The organism is Psychrobacter submarinus, from assembly GCF_904846685.1.
GTDB lineage: Bacteria > Pseudomonadota > Gammaproteobacteria > Pseudomonadales > Moraxellaceae > Psychrobacter > Psychrobacter submarinus.
In genome coordinates, this window is record NZ_CAJHBQ010000004.1 from 259,712 (window position 1) to 278,000 (window position 18,289).

An 18,289-nucleotide genomic window follows, 5' to 3' on the forward strand; every position below is an offset into this window, starting at 1 on the left:
AATGGCTATACAGCCTCTAGTATTTAAAACAAGTCCATAATATGACCCGTATCATCGACATCGATACGCTCAGCTGAGGGGTGTTTAGGCAAGCCAGGCATTTTCATAATAGTGCCACACATCACTACGATAAACCCCGCGCCACTTGAGACGCTGATGTCGCGCACATGAAGGGTAAAATCAGTTGGTCGTCCTAGCAGCTTGGCATTATCGCTCAGCGAGTACTGAGTCTTAGCAATACAAACTGGCATCTTATCTAAATTCAGCTGCTCTAACTGGCGTATCTTTAATTGAGCAAGCGAGCTGATATCGATATCAGCCGCGCCATAAATACGCTGCGCCACCGTGCGGATTTTATCGGCAATACTATTATCACTATCATACGAAAACTGAAACTGGCTTGACGGGTTTTCTTCGTTCTCAAATAACTGTAGTAGCGTATTTGCCAACTCCTCACCGCCCGCGCCGCCTTTTTCCCAGACTTGCGTTAAGGCAACCTCGACGCCATTCGCTTGGCAAGCCTGCCGAACCAGCTCAACCTCTGCGTCAGTGTCGCTGACGAAGTGATTGATAGCGACGACGACGGGTAGGCCGTACACTTCACGCATATTTTCAATGTGTTTAAATAAATTAGGCAACCCTTGCTCAAGCGCCGATAGGTTCTCTTGGGTCAGCTCGTTTTTAAGGGCGCCGCCGTTATATTTTAAGGCGCGAATGGTGGCGACGATAATCGCGGCATCGGGCGCAAGTCCTGATAGGCGACACTTTATATCACAGAACTTTTGCGCGCCAAGATCAGCACCAAAGCCCGCTTCAGTAAGCGTATAATCGGCTAAATGCTGTGCCACACGGGTCGCGATAACTGAGTTACAACCATGAGCGATATTAGCAAACGGACCGCCATGTACCAAGGCTGGCGTGCCTTCTATCGTCTGTACCAAATTAGGTTTGATCGCTTCTTTTAACAGCGCTGCCATAGCGCCTTGTGCCTTAAGATCACGAGCATAGATAGGCTGCTTATCTGTGTCTAAAGCGACTAAGATATTCCCTAAACGCTGCTTGAGATCACTTAAATCGGTAGCCAAACAAAATATAGCCATCACCTCTGAAGCTACAGTAATATCAAAGCCGTCTTCTCGGGCAACGCCGTCAGTGCGCTTGCCTAAGCCGCCGATGATACTACGCAGTTGTCGATCATTCATATCTACCGCGCGCCGCCAAAATACTTGCTTGTGATCGATGCTGAGCGCATTACCTTGATAAATATGATTATCAATCAGTGCCGCTAATAAGTTGTTAGCCGCGCCAATCGCATGGAAATCGCCAGTAAAGTGCAGATTGATATCTTCCATCGGTAGCACCTGCGCGTAACCGCCACCCGCTGCGCCGCCTTTCATCCCAAATACTGGGCCTAAGGAAGGTTCACGTAAAGCCACGGTGGTCAACTTACCATCGCCTTTTTTTCTATGCAGACGATTTAGCGCGTCGGCTAGGCCTATAGTGACTGTGGTTTTACCTTCGCCTGCGGGCGTCGGATTGATCGCTGTGACTAATATTAATTTGCTGTTTTTGGCTTTAGCGGGCTTGCTCAGCACCTCGCTGACATTTATTTTCGCTTTATAATGGCCATAAGGCTCAATATCATTTATCGATAGATTTAACGTTTTGACGATATCTTTTATAGGGTACAAAGTTGCATTTTGGGCGATAGCAATATCACTAGGAACGTCCATATTAAAGCTCTTTTTTATCTAAAAGGTAGCGAGTCAAAGTGGCAAAGTTATCAAAGGCCTGCGTCGGCTGAAAGTCGCGAATATCTTGACCGTAGTTATACCCATAAGAGAGCGCGAGGGTATCCATTCCAGCATTCTGCCCGGCTAATATGTCGTTCTTTGAGTCGCCTATCATCACCGCCTTATCTGGCATGACTCCTAACTTATCACAAACGTGCAATAGCGGCGCAGGATCCGGCTTTTTGGTTGGTAAGCTATCACCGCCGAGCACTACTACAAACCAATCCTGCCAGCCAAACGAGCGCAAGATTTTGGGTACAAAACGAATGGGCTTATTGGTCACTAAGGCTAAGGTAAATCCGGCGTCATGCAGTTGTTTTAGACCTTTATCAACATCAGGGTAAGCGACCGTTTTGCTCGCTTTAAGATTGCTATAAGCGTCAAGAAACAGCTGCTCAGCATGATCAGCCTCTAGCTGGGTCAGCTCGTTTTCGCCGACTTCTGTCTTGCCAATCAAAGCGCGCTCTACTAGTAGCCGTGAGCCATTACCGACCCAACCTTTTATAGTTTCAAGTGAGTAGGTGGGCAAGCCTAGCTGTTCAAGCATAATATTAATCGCTGCTGCCAAATCAGGAACGCTATCGATCAAAGTACCATCAAAATCAAAAATCAAAAGTTGTTTATTTTGCATAAGTTTTTACTCATCATTACGGCGTGTTATTTATTCAAAGAAGCCAAAAAACCGCTGTCAGCTGCACCACTCTAACACAGCAAAAGTTTCAAATTATTCAGTTATAATGATATAAGTTACTCAACGTCCTTATAACGCTCGCGGTGCTGTTTTTTCATTCTTAAGTAGTCCTCATTTTTGCGGCACTCGTCCCACTTAGCTTTAAATATCCGCGCCGATTCTGCCTTAACGGGGTCTTCCTCTTGACGAGGTAATTCCTCGCGACCATGCGCGCCGCTTTGACCTTTTTTATCATCGGGCACAGGACCTTTGTACTTTTTACCGCCTTTATGGTTGGCATAGCGGCGAGCACGAGTGTAACCCATCTGGATGAACTTACGTGCCATATCCGCGCCAACGAAGTCATCATCTGCTAAATAATCTAAAAACATCTTATAAATGGTTTCACTGCTCTCATGCGCAATATCAGGGGTAGCAAAGCGCCAATGCGGCAGTATCTCAGATTTATAAGGCTCAACAAGCAACACGCCTTGCTCGCCGCGGCCGACACGGTATAGCTCAGGATGCTTACGTAGATCTAGATTCTTATAATCCAAATCGTAATCAAACTCTCTCATCTAAACGCTCCTATCATAGCTGCCTTTTTATCAATAGTACCCTTTGTCAGTAGTGCTACTCAGTATACTGAGCAAGTCACGAGGAGAAGTAGCGTAAAAATGTTATGAATGGGTGCGTTTCTTACAGGCATAAAAAAACCTCAAACGCGAACGTCTGAGGTTTTAGGTGCTTATTTAAAAGCTAAATGAGATCAACGAAATGGTGGCTCGAGGCAGGATCGAACTGCCGACACACGGATTTTCAATCCGTTGCTCTACCGACTGAGCTATCGAGCCGTCTTCGCTGAGGACGCTATTAAACTAAATATAAGCGGTGCTGTCAAGACATTTTTATCTTTTGTGGCTAAATAATCAGATTCGATGCAAATCTTAGTCTTTAACTCTGATTAATTCGTAGTCGCTCATGATCTGATGGATATCGTTATCGACAGGGACAAACTGACGCACGCCTTTTTTGACCTCCGCGTCATAGACCATCTTGATGAACTTCGCATCGATTGCGCGGCCTTTGTTTTGCTCATGCACAGTTAAGTATTGCAAGCGCTTAGCATTGGTCTGCCCATCATCAAAGCAGCCAACTGCGGCAATGGGCTTGTCATTGAACATGCCGACATATAGGTATTGGCCACGCTTAAAGCCATTTTCGATGATATTTAATACCTCCTCGCCGCTAGGCTGCGTATCGTCAGCGTCATACATGGCCTTTAAGCGCTCGGCAAGCTCATTGTCGCGAGCAGGTTTTTTGATTAAAGGCGCATTTAAATCATTAATCGCAATGGCTTCTAAAGGCATGATATATCCTATTGTCTTATGAGTGCTAACCGTATTAAGTAAAAAAACCGACTAAACAAGCGTCATTAATAAAACTTAAGGCAGTATTTTAACAGATTGAGACAAATAGCGCCTTGCTTTACCGTCCTGCCATAGCCGTCATGACGCCATTTTGCTATGATAAGCTTATATCTACATTTCCTTAATGTCTATTTAAGTGTCTATTTACTCCCCACCCTTTATTTATAGAGAGTAGCTATGTCTGCCGATATTAATCAAGCGCAAAATTCAAACCTGTATGGTCGCCCAGCGCGCACCGCCACTGTTGAACGTAACACTGCTGAGACGCAAATCACTTGTACCGTTAACCTTGATGGTACCGGTCAAGGAGTGGTCGATACTGGCGTGCCATTTTTGGATCATATGATTGATCAGATCAAGCGTCATGGTTTATTTGACTTAGATATCAAATGCGTCGGCGATACCTATATCGATGACCATCACAGCGTCGAGGACACCGGTATTACTTTGGGCCAAGCGTTTAACAAAGCTTTGGGCGATAAAAAAGGCATCCGCCGTTATGGGCATTTTTATGCGCCGCTTGATGAGTCATTGACTCGCGCGGTCGTCGATCTATCAGGGCGTCCAGGCTTGCATATGGATATTCCGTTTACGCGCTCACATGTCGGCACCTTCGATGTCGATCTGTTTAGCGAATTCTTTTACGGCTTCGTCAATCATTCATGGATGACCGTACATTTGGATAATCTCAAAGGCAAAAATAGCCATCACCAAATCGAATCTACCTTTAAAGCTTTTGCTCGCGCGCTGCGTATGGCCTGTGAGTATGATGAGCGGGCATTGAATACCTTGCCATCGACCAAAGAGGCATTCTAATGACCAAAATTGCACTATTAGATTATGGCATGGGTAACTTGCACTCGGTCAGCAAGGCACTCACCAATGTCGGCGCGGAGGTATCCATCACTAACGACCCCAAAGTCGTGGCTGCCGCTGATAAAATCGTCTTCCCTGGTGTTGGTGCTATGCGTGATTGTATAATCGGCATGCGTGAGGCTGGCATCGATGACGTCGTGCGCAAGGCTATCTTTAACAAGCCGGTGATGGCGATTTGCGTGGGTATGCAGGCCTTATTTGAGCAATCGGCTGAAAATGGTGGTACAGATTGCCTTGGCATCTTAAACGGTACGGTAGAAGCGTTTGATCCATCGTGGACAGATAAGCAAGGCACAACGATAAAAGTACCACATATGGGCTGGAATACGATTAGTGGTATGGATTTTGACCATCCGCTTTGGCACGGTATCGAGGACAACGCGCACTTTTACTTTGTGCACAGTTATTACTGCGCGCCTAACGATAACTCTCAAGTCGCCGCTATCTGTGATTATGGCCAGCCGTTTTGTGCCAGTATCATCAAAGACAACCTATTTGCCACTCAGTTCCATCCTGAGAAGAGCAATACCGCTGGCTTGCAACTGCTAAAGAATTTTGTCGAGTGGAATGTGTAGATAGGCAGTAAACGTAAATTGCACATTTGCTTCAGAATAGGGTGGATTATCGCTTGTATAATCTACCTTTTTTATTCTCCACTATTGTCATTCTTAACTATCAATTTTTAGTTATTATTGTTTAGTGATACGCTCAATCATTTTCTGCTCGCTTATATTTGGAATACTCTAGTGGACTTTAACACCTTTAAAATAAACGTTGTTGAGACGACGGGTCTTGCCAAAGACGCGTTACACATTTACGTCGGCGTCGGCGTCTATCTGCTCAGCATGTTTATCTTACGCCCTATCATTAAGAATCAGACTATCAGAGCCTTTTTAGCACTATTAGTCGTCATTAGCGTAGCACTGCTAGGTGAATATTTCGACAATCGTCACATCATTGTGCCAAAAGGCCTTCTGGCTCTAAAAGGTACAGATATCAAAGCAAGTATTCATGATCTCATTAATACCTGCCTGCTGCCTTTCGTGCTGTTTGCTTTAAATAAGTGGACAAGGATTTTTCAAGCGAGCAGCTCACCAAGTAAGCTACTAAAGAAAACCCGTTAAAACAGTTTTTCGATCCTGCTTTACAAAGCTTACGAAACATAAAAATTCTCATCTATTTAATGCTGTCTTCATTTGTTACCTTAGATTTATCATTTCTAGCTACCCAATAAATAGCTACTCAATAAATATAAATCATAAAAAGGAAGCCACTATGAATATGCAAGATCTATTAGATAAAGCCAAAGACACCTTAGACAACGCCAAAAATACTCTAGGCTTAGAGCCGCAAGAAACTGAAGCAGGCATTTATATTCCCTCAACATCATCGCTAAAGATAGCTGCGCCGAATAAAACCAACTACGATCATACTAATTACGATAATCCCTATACGGGCGATAAGAAAATCATGATGGTCTGTACCGAAGAGCAGTACATGACTATGGAGAACGGCAATAAATTTGATACCGGTAATCATCCGGTGGAGATGATGGTGCCGTTATTACATTTTAAAAAAGCAGGCTTTGATGTCGATGTGTTTACGCCAACAGGCGAGGCGGTCAAGGTCGAGCAGTGGGCGATGCCAAAGGACGATGACGACGTTAAACAAATTTATAGTGAGTACGAGTCCAAGTTTAACAATCCCAATAGTATCGCTGATTTTGTTAAAAATGATATGGCAGATAGCGATGCCAGTGATGAGTATGCAGCGATCTTTATTCCCGGTGGTCACGGCGCGATGCTCGGCTTGCCGGAAGATAAAAACCTTGGCGCATTGCTACGTTGGGGACACGATAATGATCTCTTTACCTTAGCGATTTGTCACGGGCCTGCAGCGTTATTGGCGGCTGACCTTAATAGTCCTGACAGTTCTGATGAAGGTAATTCCAAGCGTGACTTTATCTTTAAAGGCTATAAGATGGTAGCCTTCCCGACTGTTATGGATAAGCAAATGCCAAAAATTGGCTATCTGCCTGGTACGATGCCGTGGTACTTTGCAGAAAAGTTAGAAGATTTAGGCGTTACTATTGATAATAAGCTCGTCTCAGGGCAGACGCATCAAGATAGAAAGCTTATCTCAGGCGATGGGCCACTCGCGGCAAATGACTTTGGTAAAATGAGTGCTAAAGCTTTACTAAAAGAGTTTAGTTAGATCGTTTTCATAAAGTCATCATATAAAAAACGGACTATTTATTAGTCCGTTTTTCGTTTTTGATATTATATCAAACTCAAAAAATAGGGTGAATAATACTCAACTGCTTTAGCTTTTGTAGGATGTGCCCCGCGCACCGATAGCGGGGTAATAGCCTACGACTGGTGCGATGGCATGCAACTTATGCCTAAGCGTAAATGATTCTACTTAGCCCCATCATATAACCCTCGAACCACCTCGCCAATCACCGCAATACCATCCCGCAAAGTCTGTTCATCTGCGGCAATACTCATGCGAATACACTCATGCGCGTGCTTATAGTCGCTAATATCAACACCTGGGAAGAAGTACTCACTCGGCACGATAAGCGTACCTTTTTCTTTGAGAATCTCATACAGCTCAGAGGTACTAATCGGTAAATCCTTAAACCACAACCATAAAAATATCGCGCCCTCAGGCTTATGAATGGACAACGGATAGTCGCCCAATTCATTTTTAAGTAAGGTAACTGCGGTCTTCGCTTGCTGCTGATAAAAAGGCTTAATATCGTTATCAGACAAGTCTTTGATAGCGTTATTTTCAACCAGCGGCGTGGCAATAGATGCGCCAAAGCGTGTTGGTGAAAGATTAACCACGGCATTCATCGCACTAACCGCTGCAATCACCTCAGGCGCGGCAACGATAATACCGGTACGCACTCCGGGTAAGCCAATTTTGGATAAGCTAAAACACAGAATGGTATTGTCATCCCAATTAAGGGTAACGTCTGAATAAATAATATTAGGGAAGGGCATACCATAAGCGTTATCGATAATCAGCGGTACATCGTAACGCTTAGCAATCTCCGCCAAATGCGCCATTTCGTCATCGGTTAAGACATTACCCGTTGGATTGGTCGGACGCGAACAACAAATCGCGCCGATGCGTCCTTCCTTGAGCGCTGGCAAGTTCTCCAACGCGTCAAAATCCACGCGATATTTAAAGAAGCCTTCTTCACCATCATGCGTCACTTCATCGATATGCGGTAATACGGCGGTAAAATGCTGACCTTCCACATGCACATCACTATAGCCAATATATTCAGGGGTCAATGGTAGTAAAATAGACTTGTCGACAGATTCGTTCTGCTCATCAGTGAACGCACCGCCAAACAAGTTAAACAAATAGAAAAACGCATTCTGCGAACCATTGGTTAAAGCGATGTTCTCACTCGTCAAATTCCAATCATAATGTCGATTAAAAAACCCTACTAAGGCATCGATAAAAGCGGCATCGCCCTGCGGATTGGAGTAATTCGCCATGCTACTCGTCGCCGTGCTATTGGTCTCATCGCTATTATTAAAGCTACCATCATTGCCCAGCGCTTGATAAGTCTGCAAAAACAGCTCATTCACCGCTTCAATACGCGCTGGATTACCGCCGCCTAGCATATTGACCGGCTTATCGCTTTTGAGCGCATCGCCCAGATCATCCATCAATTGCGAGATGCCCGTAGGCTGAATAAACTTTTGACCGAACTTTGAGAATTTCATAAGGCTACCATGCTGTTTGGGAGGGTGTTATAAGTTGGTATTTAACCGATAAAGTTGGGCTAGTATAGCAAATGGTGGGGATAAGGTGAGCATGCAGTAGTGTAGATATTGGTTTATATATTTATACGATAAATGAATTAAAAAACGCCTTCTAAGTGAATAGAAGGCGTTTTGGTTTGAGTTCGTAGAGACTAAGAGTCTATATCTTTTAAAACTTTTTTGAGGTCTATTATATATACTGGATTAGTTATACCGCCCAACTGCAATTCATGGGTTGCATGTGGAAATGATTTATTGCCACCTAATATAGAAAAACCATCAACATCCTCTATAGAAATAGATTTTTTGTGTAAAGCTCTCTCATCTTCTTCGGTTACATCCCAACAAACAACACAATCAATTTCATCGAACAGTTTTTGCTCAGTATTAAAGTCTTTTAGGATATTTCTTAACTCAGACTTAAATTCAATTACGACTTTTTTGTTACCCCATTTAGCATATAAGTCATATCTACCCTTATAGCCGCTTGTGAGAAAAACTAGGTTTTTAATAACTCCTTTTCCTACTAACTCATAGAACATAGCACAAACTTGTGCCTCTTGCCCTTTAGGAGACTTCTGAAATAGAGAATGTTTATGGTTGTAAGTAAGCATATCTTCAATTTGTCCGAAAACTTCATCTCTATCCCAATCGTTACTATTGACTCCGCTATCCCTACTAACATAACGCGTAATAAATTTTAAATACTGATTAAAAATATCTTTCGCATGTTTATTAAGTACGCCAGCTTGACGACCATGTATCGACTTTCTACCAATATCAAATTTTAACTGTGAATCTTCAAATATAATGAAAATATTGCTCCAATAACCAGCATAACCTGTGTCTGGAGGTGTGATACCTATGCCTGTTGGCATGCCTTTAACTGAAGTGAAAATCCCAGGTTTTATTAAAGCATAACTGAAATTAGACAAATAATTCTCATCTTCAGCTTTTTCTTCTTTGACTAGACCCCATTCTTTTGAGAACTCGTTCCACATAGAGCGTTTTGGTAAAAAGTAAGAATAATAATAGATAACCCTATTATCATTATGTGTAATCTCACCTTTATCGTAGATTACCTTACCAAAAAGAGCTCTCCTTTTTTCTTGGTCTGTTTTGCCTGCTTCACTGAAGTTTTTGATAAAGTCTTTTAAGTTTATAGCACTTCTTTTATCAACATTTTCTGGTAATAAGAGGTATCGGAATGGTACTTCTTCATGTTGAACTTCACCGTTTTGATCCGTAAACTTTAAGTTTATTTCAATGTTTATATCATCGTTCCATATACTTCTTGTGTTACCTATAATCGTTTTAGTTCTAAGTATGAATTTTAGTTGATCAAAGCTTAGATCAAATATAGGACTATCTATAACTTTTTCTAAGGTAATCGAAGTTCCTGCTTCATGATATGATTCATTGATTTTTAATTCTAGTTTTTCGTTACTATTACTATTTTGCCAGTTATACGCGTCCTCTATAGTTGCTTTTGCTGATTTCCCTTGGTAGTTTGTTGTAAGTTCAAACCAGTTGCTAGAGAAAATAACGAAGGATAAACCAACGCCTTTTTCACCTACAACTGAATTATCGCCTTCTTTATCAGTTGAAAAAGGTTTTAATAGAACTGGTAGTTGATCAAACTTTATTCCAATTCCATTATCAGCAACTGTAATTCGATTTTGTTGGGAATCAATAATAATATCAATTTTATTTTCAGTGTTATCTGCTTTTCTAATAGCGTCAACAGAGTTCTGTAATAATTCAGCTAAAATATCCCATTCGTTATTATAGCTATCCTTAATGCCTTTAATACTTTTTCGAATATGGTTGATACCTGGTGATAAAAAATCATAACTTCCACTCATATATTTTCCTTAATTTCTATATTTCAGAGGTTTCTTTCAATGAAGGTGATTTTAGATTTAGCTTAATTTTATTAGAGAGACTGTAGAGTCTTAAATACTAACAACATTTATAAATGAAATCTATATTTACTTTAATAGTTCTAGATAGTATGAAAACTGGATTAGAGGAGCCGTTTAGGTCTGACAGCTGCGGTATATAGACCAAACTTTACATACTATACCACCTAGATTGATAGAAAATAATGTATTAAAAAATCCCAATTAAGGGACTTTCTTCGCAAATCTAAAATCCAATATGCTTAAATCATAGCCCGAACCCGAGCCATAATTCCGCGCCCAATCACCAATCGTACATAAATAATGGCAATAGCAAACAGCAACACGACTAATGCCGCACCGCCAACCGCCAAGCTCGTCCACGGCACACTATAGCGTAAGTCAAACCACTGGGTAATCGCAAACCACGAGCCAGCGCTGGCAATCGTCATCGCAAACACTGCCGCGCTAACGCCAAGTACCCCAATCTCCAAAATATTTAGCTTATATAAATCAGACTTTTGCATGCCTAATAATCGGAATGACGCGCTCTCGGTCATACGGTCCTGTGAGGTGGACAGCAAGGAGCTAATCAGTACCATAATACCTGTGAGCAGTGCCAGCAAGGTAAAAACATACACTAAGCGGCTCATCTGCTGCACGAGACCTTGGATTTGCTCGGCGATCGCCGTACCATCGACCGTAGTGACGGCAGGGAACTGACGCACCAGCTGTCCTTGCACCTCAGCGATACTGTCCTCAGGGATATGCGCGGTGGCAAACTGGATTTGCGGGGCGGCGGCTAACAGCTCAGGCTCAAATAAGAAATAAAAGAACGGGCTGGGGCCGCGCTCAAAGCGCGAGCGGATACTGGTAATCTCTCCAGTTATCTCAATACCTTGAATATTAAACACCACTTCATCGCCCATGCTGACGTTTAGCAGACTGGCGGCACTATCTAAGATAGATAACGGCTGTACTTGTTGCAGTGCGGACTTAGTAGAGTCTTGACCGTCGATAGGGCTATATAGCTCGTTATTAGTGACCGCATCGACGATGTATTCAGTATCCATAATCGTGTCGGCGTAGCTTAAATTGAACACTCGCGTTGGGTCATCCGCCCCTTGAGTGGCTTTGATATCTTCTGCCGCCACGCCGCCAGCGGTGACGATACGCGCGCGAATGACGGGGTAGTAGCTGACCGGTGTGCCAATGATATTATTAATCGCGTCGTGTTGCTCGCTTTGCACGTCAAGCAAGAATATATTGGGCGCATCTTCTGGATAAGCATCGACGAACTGGGCGTTGATACTGTGGTTTAAAGTAGTAATCAGGGTCAATACCGCGACCGATAGCGACAGCGTGACGAAGAATAGCGCCGATTGATTGCCTTTGCGCGCCAGATTATGAATGGCGATACGCTGCATCCAACTGATGTTTTTATTTTTCGCCAAGCGTGATAATAGCCACAGCCAACCGCGAGCCAGCGCCCAAAATATAGCGACAAAGCCAATCAACCCGATAAGCAGCTGCGCTGATAAGCGCCAAGAGCCGACTTCATAAGTGAAGAATAAATACAGACCGATAAACATCCCCCCGTACCAGAGTAGGGGCGTGCGCTGATACCAAGGTTGCTTTCCTGATTGTTGACTTGCGCCTTGATTAAGTAGAGTAGCGGGTTTAGTAGTACTCAGCTCATTAAGGCCGCGCTGGGTAATCACCAAGGTCAATATAATAGCGATAATCAGCGTTTTAATAATGCTAAGCGGACTAATCGCTAAGCCAAGGTCTTCAGGTAATATGGCGGTGAGATAAGGCTGACCGACTTTTAATAGTCCGAGACTGAGCACCACGGAGGCGATACTGGCAATGATGGACGTGCCCAATAACAGCCGATAATAGCTAGCTTTGATTTGACGGGCCGGTTCGCCCATCGCCATACGGATGGCGTTGCTGGCTTGCTGTTTGGTCGCAAAGGCAGTGATAACGCCATACATGGCGACCGCAGATAATAGCAGTACCGCAATGACCAGTAATTTCAAAAACATCAATACATTGTCAGAGATGCGCGAGACTTGTGTGTCCTCAGAGTCGATATCGGAGAGCCTGATGTTAGGATAGCTGGTTAAGGTTTGCTCTAATTGCTCATTTAATGCGGCTATGGTGTCCTCGTCGCCTGCCATCTCGATACGATAACGCACACGGCTACGCTGACCGAGCAGATTGGTTGCCGCTAAGCCGTCCTCTTGCATCAATACATGCCCGCCAAAATCAAAAGCGCTCAAGGGGCGGTCTGGCTCTTTGGTCAGCACATCGCTGATGGTAAATTGCCCATCGCCAATAGTAACGCTGTCGCCAACGCTTGCATTTAACCCTTGTAACACCTCTGGCGCGATGACGATGGTGTCCGGCCTTAGCTGTTGCCATAAGGGTTTGCCAGATTCGGTTTGTGCCTCGCCATATAAGGGATAAGCAGGGGTGACGCCTTTTATGCGCACCAATAAGGTTTGCTCTTTGGTCACCGCCATGGAGCTAAACTGGTGGTCATAAACGACTTGGGTTTCAGGTAAGCTGCGCACTTGCTCTATTACTTGCGCTGGCCACTCTTGATTGCTCTCGAGCACCAAATCACCACCGACCAGCGCGCGCTGATTATCGGTGATATAGGTATTCACCGCTTGCTGAATCGAGTCAAGTGTGAGGTAAGTGGCGAGCGATAGCGTTAGAGTGATTAAAAATAATACCGGATACACCCAGCGCCGCCACCAGCTGCGAGTCAGGGCTTTGGTGCCAAGGGTGGAAGCGAAAAGCTGGCTTATTATACTGTCAGCAGCGCTTGAATTATCATCGACATGATGACGAGTTTGATTATTTTTGGTGATGTTATCCATTGGCGTAAGTTCCGTCTATCAACCCATCATGCATCGTAATCACTCTATCCGCCATCTCAGCAAGCGCTGGGTCATGCGTTACCACCACCAGCGCGGAACCGGTTTGTTGCCGTAAATCCAATAACAGCTGCATAACTTGGTCGGCATTTTGCTCGTCCAAATTACCGGTTGGCTCATCAGCAAAGACGATTTTGGGACGCGACACCAAAGCGCGGGCGACGGCGGTACGCTGCTGCTCACCGCCAGATAATTGATTGGGCAAGCTATCACGCCTATGCCCAAGTCCGACCGCGTCGATGAGTTCATCGACCCGCGCATTGTCAGGACGACGTGCAATATCGAGCGGAAAAGCGATGTTCTCGCTGACCGTCAATGTCGGCAGTAGATGAAAGGATTGAAACACAAAGCCCATCTCGCGCTGACGAATAGCCGCAAGCTTATCCTCATCAAGCGCACTTAAGGTTTGCTCGCCCAGCTTAACCGAACCGCTATCGGGATAATCGAGCGCTGCGAGCAAACCAAGCAAGGTAGATTTACCCGAGCCGGACTTACCCATAATCACCACAAACTCGCTGGCATCGACATGGATACTGACGTCTTTAATAATCGCTAGCGATTGCTCGCCGACTTGTACGGTTTTATTGAGGTTTGCGGCGGTGAGTAGGGTATTGTTGGTAGGTATGGCGGTCATTGGACAGTCTCGATTAACGTATTTGTGGCTATGGATTCACGACGAATAGTGTAGCAAAAGTTCTTAATCAGTCTCACTTGCTACCATACTCTCAAGCTCCGGCTTAAGCACAGGCAAGATATTATTATTCACAATAATAGTATAGCCTTCCTTAGTTGGATGGATAGCATCTGCTTGGTTTAATTCGCTAACACCGCCCACGCCTTCTAAGAAAAACGGAATCATCGGCACATCCATATCTTCAGCGATACGCGGATAAATGGCTGAAAAGGACTGCACGTATTCACTCCCTAAATTATCATAAATCTGCATACCGCCTAAGATAACCTCGCTACCATTGTCTTGTAGATGGGTGATCGCAGTGCGAATGTTTTCCTCCACCGTTGCCACGTCGAGCCCGCGCATAGCGTCATTGGCACCGATAGTGAGTATAGTAATATCTGGCTCAGTTTGCGTTACCCAGTCCAAACGATTCACCAGTCCCGTGCTGGTCTCGCCGCTTAGTCCTGAATTGACTACATCGACATTGACGTAGCCCATGTCCTTTAGCTTAGTTTGTAGTTGTGCCGGATAGTTGCCGTCACGCTCGACGCCTAAGCCTTCAGTTAACGAGTCGCCTAGCGCTAAGATAGTGATAGGCTGCGATATCAGTTGTTGCTCAGTGGTATTGATATTAGTCGCGTCTTCTACATCTAAAGGGCTATCGACCGCCGCTGTTTCGGTAGTTTGTGGCTCTTTAGTTTCGGTTTCTGGTTTGTCTTGGCAACCACTTAGCAGTAAGCCTGAACTTATCATGGCGATCGTTATGAGATAAAGAGGACGCGTAAGTAGGCTGGTTTTTTTATTCTTCATAATGGTCATATCCTTTAATCAATCGAATAAGTGTAGCAAATGGTGCGTTGATGTCGGCTTAAGCTTTCTGACCATCGACCATGACCGGACGACTGACCAACCACGCAAGCCCAACGTTGATAATCATTAATGTCAGTATCAATAATAAAGGCAAGTCCCAACTATCTGTCGCTTCATGGAGCCAACCAGTGCCGAGGGGGCCAAAAAAAGCAACCAAGTAACCGACGAACTGCGCCATACCGGACAGCTCGCTTGATTGATTGGTGGTATAAGTGCGCAAAGAGAACAGCATCATACTCAAAGTGAAAATCGCCGAACAGCCGGCACCCATAAAGCCTGACCATAGCCATGCCAAATCGGTAGAGGCATAACTCAAGCCTAAGATACCAATGACATTGAAACTAGCAGCAGTGATAGCGAGCGCTTGAATAGGGCGACCACGGTTGATAAGCCAAGTAACAATCAAGATAGCGAGCGGAGCCATAAACTGAAACACCGCTCCCATTTGACCTGCATTCACAGCACTCATACCTTTACTAACCAAGATAGAAGGTAAAAAGCTAGCAACGGTATAATATAGCAAAGACTGAATACCCAAAAACATAGCAATTTGCCAGCCAAAAGCAGAGCGCCAAATGGATATCTTAGCTGAGGTAGTGGCAGAGGTAGGTATAGGTTGATGATTAGAGGAGCCTAAACGAATACGCAAAAATATCCAAAGAATAAGCGCAAAAACACCAAAAATAGACCAGCCCCCTATAGCCCATTGCCAGCCAACCCACTCAGATAAGGGCAATACTACCCCCGCAACTATACCTGCACCGATTGTCATAGTCAGACTAAATAGGCCAGTCACTAATGGAATATTTTTCGGCGTGCGCTGTTTGATAATAGGAGCGGCTAAAGTATTAGCAAAGCCTATGGCTAAAGTGAGCATGACCGTACCAGTCAAAAACCCAAGCCAAGTGGGCACCACCGAGCGCAGTACCATCCCAAAGGTAAGCAGTGCCACCATGACGATCAGCGTATTTTCAAGGCCAAAACGCTTACCAATAGAAGGCGCAATCAACGCCCCAATGGCAAAGGTCAACATCGGCACTGCGCCAAGCCAACCGATCTCGGTCTCAGAGATACCCAGCGCGTCTTGTACCACAGGCGCGATAGAACCTAGCGCTACAATAGGCGCGCGCATATTAGTGGCTAGCAAAATCATCGCAAATAGCACTAACCAAAAAATAAACTTTGAGGAAGGTGTCTTGATCATGCTTGACTTATTTGCAGATGAATTCGAGAGTAAATCGTTAGAGGTAGACATAGCGGAACGACTATAAAATTAGGGAAAACAAAAGGTTATGGCTAAAGGCTGACAAAAGAGCACTGTTAGAATAACCTCAAAAAATTCCACCAAGACGGTGGTTAAGAAAATGCGTTAATAGTTAGGTAGAACGAATAAAAATTGATGTAAGCAATGAACTAATCGAATAATGAAAATATTTTAACAAAACTTCGTTGGTTAATTATCTTAGTGAGCTATCCTAAAAAGATAAACCATACCCAATAAAAAAGTGCTAAGCATCTTAAAAATACTTAACACTAGTATAAGAGTAGAGAGGGCAAAGTACTACCAGCGTATGGTAACTAACCGCTAGAAACGCTAGAGCGTCAATTTAACAAGTAACTAAAAACTACAAACGGTCAAACCAAGACAGACTTAAACCGACTTACCCAGTTGAGCGGCTTTTAAGGCAGTGTCTTGCTGCTCTGCTACGACTGAGTCACACTTATTGGGATCGTCACCGCAAAACGAGCATCTCTCATCACCCATCAAATTGGCGACACCGCCACACGAGCCTTTAAGCGGCTGCTTTTTGAACATATAGCCGATACCCATGAGCAAAAAGAACAGCACAAAGACGGTAAAAGTAATGGCAAGTATTGGTAGGAGTTGGCTAAGCATAGCGTGACCTCACATTTATTTTTCGATATTTTATTAATGACATTGATGTTTATTATTATAGCAGATTTCGGTCTTGCTCGCTGGTACAAGTGTTTTATTATCAATACTTTACTACCATAACCGCTAAGAGCGGTTAAAAGGGTTTATCTGCTCGCAGTGCTTGCATAGCAGAGGTCTCAACGATCTGCCAGTCCTCTACACTATCAGCATCAATATTGCTATTATCGACTAATATCACAAACATTGCTGCTATATCTTGCTGTTCAGCAGTAGCCAGTGCTTGCTCATACGGCATGGCGGTCAGCGCCGTGGCCCAAGCATCAGCAAGCCCTACCGACTCTGCCGCTACCGTCACGGAAGGGGCGCCGCCTATGATAGGTTCACCAGTAGTCGGATCTATGGTATGGCTATAGCGTTTATTATCAAAAATAACAGAGTTTCGATAATTGCCAGAAGTAGCTAAATGCATCTTATTACCCATCGATTTGGGTTGACGAATAGCGGCGATGGTTTGACGCTCAGTCACCGTACTGCCTTCTATTGGCGCGTCAATAGCGATTTGCCAAGGCTGAGTTTGTGCGTTGACCCCAGATGAGGCCACTTCACCGCCGATCTCGACCATATAATTACGAATCTGATAGTCTTGTCTTAGCACATCAGCGATGACATCAACACCGTAGCCCTTTGCTACAGCTGAGAAGTCTAAGCCTACGCCATCTTTGGTTTTATAAAGGCTATCGCCTTCTTGTACCACGCTTTTGAAGTCGACTAAGGCTTTAGCCTGCGCAATCTCAGCCTGACTTGGCGGGCTTTGTAAGCGCTCAACCGTCATGGTACTGCCAAAACCCCAAGTATCAATCAAGGGCATCACTGTCGGATCAAAAGCGCCGCCAGATTGCTCATAAACCTGTCTTGACGTCTCCAAAACATGACTGAAGTCTGCATCGATAGTGATAGGCGTATTAGCAGTTAAACGATTGAACTTTGATATAGTGGAGTCGTCTATATAAGTCGACATACTGTCGTTGATCTGCTGTAGTCTCTCATCGATAGAAGCTTGAATAGCGGCCTCATTAGTACCATCTGGGAGCTGATAGCTAATATGGTAGCTGGTACCCATAGTCTCACCGCTCAAAGTATTAAAGTCTGCAGTTGGCTGCTGGCAAGCACTCAGAGCCAAAAGGCAAGAGGTACTAACTGAGGTTAAGCCCATCATACGGGTTAATTTAGAGGAGTTTTGCGATAAATTTGTCATAGTCATGTTGTTGCGGTGATAAAAGTAATAGACATAAAATTAGGGGCGTGAATAGCTTTTATCTATTCTACACCCCTAATGGTTTTTAATCATGGCAATAGGCCAAAATCTGGTTAATCTTATAAAAGCATTCTATAGCCGCTTCACTTTAAAAACGATATAGTGCTACTAGGATAAATTTTGCGCAG

Annotated in this window: 16 protein-coding genes and 1 tRNA gene; 4 read left to right on the forward strand and 13 right to left on the reverse strand. The window is 44.2% G+C overall.

Annotated features, from left to right (window positions below; all coding sequences use genetic code 11):
* Window positions 1-23: 23 nt before the first annotated feature.
* From JMY03_RS11935 to JMY03_RS11955, 5 genes are all read right to left on the reverse strand, one after another.
* Complete coding sequence (locus tag JMY03_RS11935) at window positions 24-1,733, reverse strand: formate--tetrahydrofolate ligase (protein ID WP_201603946.1); 1,710 nt, start codon at window positions 1,731-1,733, stop codon at window positions 24-26.
* A gap of 1 nt (window position 1,734) precedes the next feature.
* Window positions 1,735-2,424: a phosphoglycolate phosphatase gene (locus JMY03_RS11940; RefSeq protein WP_201603948.1), complete on the reverse strand. Its 690-nt coding sequence runs from the start codon at window positions 2,422-2,424 to the stop codon at window positions 1,735-1,737.
* 116 nt (window positions 2,425-2,540) lie between these two features.
* A complete protein-coding gene (locus JMY03_RS11945) occupies window positions 2,541-3,041 on the reverse strand; it encodes a DUF4385 domain-containing protein (protein WP_201603950.1) in 501 nt (166 codons plus the stop codon).
* Between the two features lie 200 nt (window positions 3,042-3,241).
* Window positions 3,242-3,317: transfer RNA gene (locus JMY03_RS11950), tRNA-Phe, on the reverse strand.
* A 93-nt stretch (window positions 3,318-3,410) separates the two neighbouring features.
* Window positions 3,411-3,833: a hypothetical protein gene (locus JMY03_RS11955; protein ID WP_201603952.1), complete on the reverse strand. Its 423-nt coding sequence runs from the start codon at window positions 3,831-3,833 to the stop codon at window positions 3,411-3,413.
* A gap of 237 nt (window positions 3,834-4,070) precedes the next feature.
* Between JMY03_RS11955 and hisB the strand changes: the two genes are divergently transcribed.
* The 4 genes from hisB (at window position 4,071) to JMY03_RS11975 (ending at window position 6,983) form a co-directional block, all read left to right on the forward strand.
* On the forward strand, window positions 4,071-4,709 hold the full coding sequence (gene hisB / locus JMY03_RS11960) for an imidazoleglycerol-phosphate dehydratase HisB (protein WP_201603954.1): 639 nt from the start codon (window positions 4,071-4,073) through the stop codon (window positions 4,707-4,709).
* Window positions 4,709-5,344 (forward strand): imidazole glycerol phosphate synthase subunit HisH, encoded by a 636-nt coding sequence (hisH, locus tag JMY03_RS11965; protein WP_201603955.1) that lies wholly within the window; start codon window positions 4,709-4,711, stop codon window positions 5,342-5,344. The genes hisB and hisH overlap by 1 nt, the downstream gene beginning before the upstream one ends.
* A 171-nt stretch (window positions 5,345-5,515) precedes the next feature.
* A complete protein-coding gene (locus JMY03_RS11970) occupies window positions 5,516-5,893 on the forward strand; it encodes a hypothetical protein (RefSeq protein ID WP_025645257.1) in 378 nt (125 codons plus the stop codon).
* Between the two features lie 151 nt (window positions 5,894-6,044).
* Window positions 6,045-6,983, forward strand: a complete 939-nt coding sequence (locus tag JMY03_RS11975) for a DJ-1/PfpI family protein (protein WP_201603957.1) — start codon at window positions 6,045-6,047, stop codon at window positions 6,981-6,983.
* 203 nt (window positions 6,984-7,186) lie between these two features.
* Here the strand turns inward: JMY03_RS11975 and JMY03_RS11980 are convergent, their stop codons facing one another.
* The 8 genes from JMY03_RS11980 to JMY03_RS12015 form a co-directional block, all read right to left on the reverse strand.
* On the reverse strand, window positions 7,187-8,515 hold the full coding sequence (locus JMY03_RS11980) for a valine--pyruvate transaminase (RefSeq protein ID WP_201603959.1): 1,329 nt from the start codon (window positions 8,513-8,515) through the stop codon (window positions 7,187-7,189).
* Between the two features lie 191 nt (window positions 8,516-8,706).
* The gene (locus tag JMY03_RS11985; protein ID WP_201603961.1) at window positions 8,707-10,419 is read right to left on the reverse strand and encodes an ATP-binding protein; all 1,713 of its coding nucleotides are present in this window, start codon (window positions 10,417-10,419) and stop codon (window positions 8,707-8,709) included.
* Window positions 10,420-10,718: 299 nt separating this feature from the next.
* Window positions 10,719-13,346, reverse strand: coding sequence for an ABC transporter permease (locus JMY03_RS11990; protein WP_227675621.1), 2,628 nt, complete (start codon window positions 13,344-13,346; stop codon window positions 10,719-10,721).
* The gene (locus JMY03_RS11995) at window positions 13,339-14,037 is read right to left on the reverse strand and encodes an ABC transporter ATP-binding protein (RefSeq protein ID WP_201603963.1); all 699 of its coding nucleotides are present in this window, start codon (window positions 14,035-14,037) and stop codon (window positions 13,339-13,341) included. The genes JMY03_RS11990 and JMY03_RS11995 overlap by 8 nt, the downstream gene beginning before the upstream one ends.
* A 63-nt stretch (window positions 14,038-14,100) precedes the next feature.
* Window positions 14,101-14,889 (reverse strand): arylesterase, encoded by a 789-nt coding sequence (locus JMY03_RS12000; protein ID WP_201603965.1) that lies wholly within the window; start codon window positions 14,887-14,889, stop codon window positions 14,101-14,103.
* Between the two features lie 58 nt (window positions 14,890-14,947).
* Window positions 14,948-16,204 carry an MFS transporter gene (locus tag JMY03_RS12005; RefSeq protein WP_201603967.1) on the reverse strand — a complete coding sequence of 419 codons (1,257 nt, stop codon included), beginning with the start codon at window positions 16,202-16,204 and terminating at the stop codon, window positions 14,948-14,950.
* A 396-nt stretch (window positions 16,205-16,600) separates the two neighbouring features.
* Complete coding sequence (nqrM, locus tag JMY03_RS12010) at window positions 16,601-16,846, reverse strand: (Na+)-NQR maturation NqrM (protein ID WP_025645214.1); 246 nt, start codon at window positions 16,844-16,846, stop codon at window positions 16,601-16,603.
* 133 nt (window positions 16,847-16,979) lie between these two features.
* Window positions 16,980-18,059, reverse strand: coding sequence for an FAD:protein FMN transferase (locus JMY03_RS12015; protein ID WP_390880377.1), 1,080 nt, complete (start codon window positions 18,057-18,059; stop codon window positions 16,980-16,982).
* Window positions 18,060-18,289: the final 230 nt, after the last annotated feature.